This is a genomic window from Lysinibacillus sp. NPDC095746 (genome assembly GCF_044763535.1).
In the GTDB taxonomy this organism is placed as follows: domain Bacteria; phylum Bacillota; class Bacilli; order Bacillales_A; family Planococcaceae; genus Lysinibacillus.
In genome coordinates, this window is sequence record NZ_JBIWGL010000058.1 from 1 (window position 1) to 5,570 (window position 5,570).

Sequence of the window (5,570 nt, forward strand, 5' to 3'; positions counted from 1 at the left end):
GGGAAGCCCCCAACTACCATCGGCGCTAAAGAGCTTAACTTCCGTGTTCGGTATGGGAACGGGTGTGACCTCTTTGCCATCATCACTAGACTATTATTTTCAATATACTTCGTATGCTGAAAATCTTATGTATTTCGTTTTGAAGTTTTTATTACCTGTCCTTCAAGACAAGGATTATTGTATAATGTTTTCTCACATAGTGCAACACTTTTTTATAAAAGAAAAGAAATCATTACTTTTCGAAGATATTTTTGTAATGTAAGAGAAATTATCACTCTGCTATTTATTATAACAATTGATTAATTAAAAGAAAACAATTAATTTACAAAAGTGTTTTTAGCTATTTTAATTCATGAAAAACACTGTTTTCCGATTTGAGCTACTCTATTTTCTGACTGTCGTGACACTTCGCTTTTAATCTACGGCAGGATCAATCAGAGTAGCCCTTCGTTACAATCAATTAAAAAAATATACACGAAAAACTATTAATAGATTCAACTAACAGGCTGTTAATTTATCATTTTACAATTATTTCATGATAGTTTTCTAGTTTCATTTTATCCTCAATCATTTAAACCCTAAATTTCCTCTCAGGTGAAAGAACATTTCTGACGTTGCACTTTCTTACCGAATACGTCTGCTAAAGAAGTTAAATAACCGAAAGAGCCATTTGTAATTGAACAATTTCCTCAAATGTTGTTGCTGGACCAAAAGATACTCTAAAAAATTGACGTGCCGCTTCCATAGAATAGCCCATTGATAAAATCGCCTTCGTACCAGATTCACCATGACTATCACAGGCACTTCCTGTGGAAATACATATCCCCGCTTCATTTAATTTTAACAAAACGTATTGCCCCTCTACTCTTTTCATTAGTACACCACAAATATTAGGCAATTGCTCCTTACTCTCAATTATTTGACACGTTTCTTGTAATTTTTCCTTAAAACATTGACGTAATGCTTCATAGTGCTTCCGCTCATATTGATAATCTTCAATCGCCGTAGCAAAAGCGACAATAGCTGGCGTATCTAATGTTCCTCCCCTTAACCCACGTTCATGCGTGACACCTGGTGCTAATGCAGGAACACGGAGCTTAGGATTAATATATATAGCTCCACATCCTTTTGGCCCACCTATTTTATGAGCTGATATTGTAATAGCATCTACTTTCTGCTTTAACGGAAGTTTACAGAAGGACTGTACACAATCAACATGCAAGAGAACGTTTGATTGTTTGGCAATCTCGGCTATTTCTTCAATAGGTTGAATAGAGCCTATCTCTGAATTTACATGTTGGATAGTGATTAAAGCCGTATCTTCTTGTATGGCTTCTCTTAGTTGCTCTACATGAATACTACCATCTTGCTGTAAAGGTAACTTCGTGATTACAAACCCCATTTTTTCAAGCGTATTTAAAGCCGCATGCACGGAAGTGTGTTCAGCTTGTGATGAAATAATGTGCTTCCCTTTATTTGACGCTAAAGCTAATGACAAAATCGAAATTAAATTGCCCTCCGTTCCGCTGCCAGTAAAAATGACACCGTCACTATTTACTCCAAGAGATTTTGCTACGACAGCTCTTGCCTGCTCAACAAAATAATGTGCTTGGCCCCCTAGATCATGGAGGCTTGCACTATTCCCATAATACTGCATTGCTACCTCACAATATGCTTTAAGAGCTTTTGGAGTCATTGGAGAGGTTGCAGCGTAATCCAAATAAATCATTTTATTCTTCCCTTCTAGTTATCAGGTCTTGTTTTCTCTTTTATTTTATGTAAAGATATGTGTCAAGACAACTGTAAAGAAGGTATATGTATGGATGTAATGACAGATGTACTTATTATTGGTAGCGGCGTTGCTGCACTTCAAACTGCTCGACTACTCGAAAGACATTTTCAAGTTCAGATAGTTACAAAATGTTCAATTAAAATGAGTAGTTCTTATCGCGCTCAAGGCGGTATTGCTGCCGTTACAAGTCAAGAAGATCATCCAAAGTTTCACATTGCTGATACGTTGATTGCTGGTGAATATCATCATGAAAGAAGGAATGTTGAAATACTAATAGAAGACGGTACAGAAATTATGAGTGATTTATTAAATGAGGGCTTTCCAGTTGATCGACAAATTGATGGGTCCCCCGCTCTAGGCTTAGAGGGGGCACATAGTCATCACCGTATTTTACATGCAGGTGGTGATCGTACTGGCCAAGTAATAATCGATTATTTACTCAGACAACTTTCATCTAATAGCGTTGTGAATTGCTATGAAATGGCTTACGAGCTTTTATTGAATACAGATGGTGCTTGTGTTGGTGTTCTGACAAAAGGAGCAGAGGGAACGAAGCGCTATCTTGCCCACCACGTCATTCTAGCGACAGGAGGTGCGGGCGCTTTATATTCTTGTACGTCTAACTTTGCTACGAATACTGGAGATGGTATCGCTTTAGCATATCGTGCTGGAGCTGCTATCAGTGATATGGAATTTATGCAATTTCATCCAAGCTTACTTTGGTGTGGAGGGCAGGCCAAAGGATTAGTCTCTGAAGCTGTTCGTGGCGCCGGAGGAAAGTTTGTCGATGCACTGCGTCATCCCATAATGAAAGGCATTCATGAGCAGTTGGACTTAGCACCACGCCATATTACTGCACATGCATTATTTAATAAACGTGCTGCTGGGCTGGAAACCTTTATTGATATTTCAAGTATCGAACACTTTGAAGAAAAATTCCCTACGATTGCTCAGCTTTGCTATGACAATCATGTTCATTTACAAGATGGATTAATCCCTGTAGCACCAGGTAGTCATTTCTTAATGGGTGGTGTTGTCGCTGATGACAAGGGAAGAACTTCTATTCCTAATCTATATGCAATAGGTGAAGTTGCTTGTACTGGGGTGCATGGTGCCAATCGTTTAGCTAGTAACTCTCTTTTAGAAGGCATTACGTTTGGACAAAGAACCGCCCAATACATTATTCAAACAGGTTGTAAGCAAAATAGTTTCTTAATTGATGACAAACATCATCAACAAACAATGCCATCATTATTTACAAAAGATCAATTACGACAAATGATGATGCACACGTTAGGCATTGTGCGAAATCCAATCGATATGGAACAATTCGTACAACAATTGCCCTTAATGCAAACACTTCTTCATGTTGATTTAGATAGCTTAAATTGGCAGGAACTCGAACTTTACATGATGCATATTGTCGCTACATTAATGGCGCACGCAGCCATTACACGAAAAGAAACTCGTGGAGCACATATTCGCATTGACAGACCACAAGATGATCATAATTGGGCAAACCGTTGGATCATTTTTCAACAAGGACAGATGAAAGTGAGGAATTCATTATATGAATATCATCAAACTCGAGGAATTGCTAAAACAATTTTTTAATGAGGATATAGGTGATGGGGATTTATCGAGTGAATTTATATTTTCTCCAGAACAGCAGGGATCTTTTTCTTTTTATGCGAAGGAGAGCGGCATTTTTTGTGGAGCCCCTATCATTAAGCATGGATTTCTTCTTCTTGATCAATCTATGGATATTATCCTTTATAAAAAAGATGGTGACAAAGTCAATGCTGGTGATATTCTAGCTGTTATCCAAGGACCACTTCAAAAGTTATTAATGGGTGAGCGTGTAATTTTAAATCTTATCCAGCGCATGTCCGCTATTGCTACAGCTACAAATTTAGCGGTACGAGAAACAGCAGGTACAAATGCGAAAATATGCGATACACGCAAAACAATGTCCGGAATGCGTATGTTAGATAAGTATGCTGTTAGAATCGGTGGAGCCTATAACCATCGCAATGGTTTATACGATGCGATAATGCTAAAAGATAATCATATTGCTTTTGCAGGTAGTATTACTAAGGCCGTACAGCTAGCCCGTGAAAAAATCGGTCACACCATTAAAATCGAAGTCGAAATCGAAACAAAAGCACAATTAGATGAAGCAATTGCAGCCGGCGCAGATATCATTATGTTTGATAATCGTAGCCCTGAGGAAATACGTGAATGGCTTCCCGTAGTTCCACCACATATTGCTACAGAAGCTTCAGGCGGCATTTCACTTCATAACTTAAATGCCTATGCAGAAACAGGTATTCAATGGATTTCACTCGGAGCACTAACACATTCAGTAAAAGCCTTCGATATTAGTGCACAAGTAAAAACGAAAGGAGCTAATTCCATTGTCCATCACTAGCTTATTACAACAAACATCACTACTGCCAGAGCATTATCGTGGATTATCTAAAAATGACATGGAATCTCGCATTATAGCTATAAAAAAGAAATTAGGTAGTAAGCTCTTCATCCCTGGACATCATTATCAAAAAGATGAAGTGATTCAATTTGCAGATGCAACAGGGGATTCCTTGCAGCTTGCTCAATTATCAGCAGCTAACAAGGAAGCTGAACATATAGTATTTTGTGGCGTACACTTTATGGCGGAAACAGCTGATATGCTCACAACTGAACAACAGCATGTTTATTTACCTGATATGCGTGCAGGCTGTTCAATGGCAGACATGGCAGACATTTATCAAACAGAACAAGCATGGCCGATTTTACAAGAACTCTTTGGCAATACAATTATCCCTCTAACATATGTTAATTCTACTGCTGCTATTAAAGCATTTACTGGGCGTCATGGTGGAGCCTGCGTAACATCGTCCAATGCAAAAGAAATGGTTAAATGGGCATTTACGCAAAAACCACGTATTTTCTTTTTACCAGATCAACATTTAGGAAGAAATACTGCGTATGATTTAGGAATACCGCTTGAAAATATGGCTGTTTGGAATCCTCATACAAATATGCTTGAGACAGATCAGTCTCCAGAAAACATTCAAGTCATCCTATGGAAGGGACACTGCTCCGTTCACGAAGGTTTTACAGTTCAGCATACGGAGCTTATACGTCAAGCTCATCCAACTATGCGTATCATTGTTCATCCTGAATGTAATCGTGAAGTTGTTGCGGCTGCAGATAAAGCAGGTTCTACAAAATACATTATCGATACGATTAATAAAGCACCGAGTGGTTCAGCATGGGCAATCGGTACTGAAATGAATCTTGTTAATCGGATAATCCAGCAGCACCCTGATAAGCAGATTATCTCTTTAAATAAGAACTTCTGTCCTTGTCTTACAATGAATCGAATTGACCTTCCTCATCTGCTTTGGTCTTTAGAAAGTATAGAGAAGGGGCAACCACATAATCGTATTCAAGTAGATGCTCACACTGCTGAAGAAGCACGTAGCTCACTTGAAAGGATGCTATTAAGAGCATAATAACAAAACGTCTACTCATTTCTGGTAGACGTTTTGTTATTATAGTTACTAAGTATTTTTTGCAAGCATGTTGTGAAATTCATTATAAATAAATTTCACCTTAGAATCTTAAAAACTATTTTAATACAAAAAAATACAGTAGATGTAATGTACATCTACTGTATTTCAGTATGACCCGTACGGGATTCGAACCCGTGTTACCGCCGTGAAAGGGCGGTGTCTTAACCACTTGACCAACGGGCCAATGGCGGAGAAGG

The 5,570-nt window shown here is 38.3% G+C and carries 4 protein-coding genes, 1 tRNA gene and 1 rRNA gene; 3 read left to right on the plus strand and 3 right to left on the minus strand.

What is annotated here, in order from left to right; translation table 11 throughout:
• Positions 1-90 (minus strand): 5S ribosomal RNA (rrf, locus tag ACIQ7N_RS23355); the annotation flags it as partial.
• 559 nt (positions 91-649) lie between these two features.
• Positions 650-1,729 (minus strand): cysteine desulfurase family protein, encoded by a 1,080-nt coding sequence (locus ACIQ7N_RS23360; RefSeq protein WP_402936611.1) that lies wholly within the window; start codon positions 1,727-1,729, stop codon positions 650-652.
• Positions 1,730-1,819: 90 nt separating this feature from the next.
• On the opposite strand from ACIQ7N_RS23360, the gene nadB reads away from it, so the two are divergent.
• The 3 genes from nadB to nadA are packed head-to-tail and all read left to right on the plus strand — an operon-like array spanning position 1,820 to position 5,313.
• Positions 1,820-3,406, plus strand: coding sequence for an L-aspartate oxidase (nadB, locus tag ACIQ7N_RS23365; protein ID WP_402936613.1), 1,587 nt, complete (start codon positions 1,820-1,822; stop codon positions 3,404-3,406).
• Positions 3,363-4,223, plus strand: coding sequence for a carboxylating nicotinate-nucleotide diphosphorylase (gene nadC / locus ACIQ7N_RS23370; RefSeq protein ID WP_402936615.1), 861 nt, complete (start codon positions 3,363-3,365; stop codon positions 4,221-4,223). The genes nadB and nadC overlap by 44 nt, the downstream gene beginning before the upstream one ends.
• Entirely contained in the window at positions 4,210-5,313 is a 1,104-nt protein-coding gene (nadA, locus tag ACIQ7N_RS23375; protein ID WP_402936617.1) for a quinolinate synthase NadA, read from the plus strand. The genes nadC and nadA overlap by 14 nt, the downstream gene beginning before the upstream one ends.
• A gap of 171 nt (positions 5,314-5,484) precedes the next feature.
• On the opposite strand, the gene ACIQ7N_RS23380 is transcribed toward nadA, so the two are convergent.
• Positions 5,485-5,556: transfer RNA gene (locus ACIQ7N_RS23380), tRNA-Glu, on the minus strand.
• Positions 5,557-5,570: the final 14 nt, after the last annotated feature.

Excerpts from the sequence above, each read along its gene's own strand:
- ACIQ7N_RS23360 (WP_402936611.1), bottom strand. The coding sequence starts at position 1,729 with ATGATTTATTTGGATTACGCTGCAACCTCTCCAATGACTCCAAAAGCT.
- nadB (WP_402936613.1), top strand. The coding sequence starts at position 1,820 with ATGGATGTAATGACAGATGTACTTATTATTGGTAGCGGCGTTGCTGCA.
- nadC (WP_402936615.1), top strand. The coding sequence starts at position 3,363 with ATGAATATCATCAAACTCGAGGAATTGCTAAAACAATTTTTTAATGAG.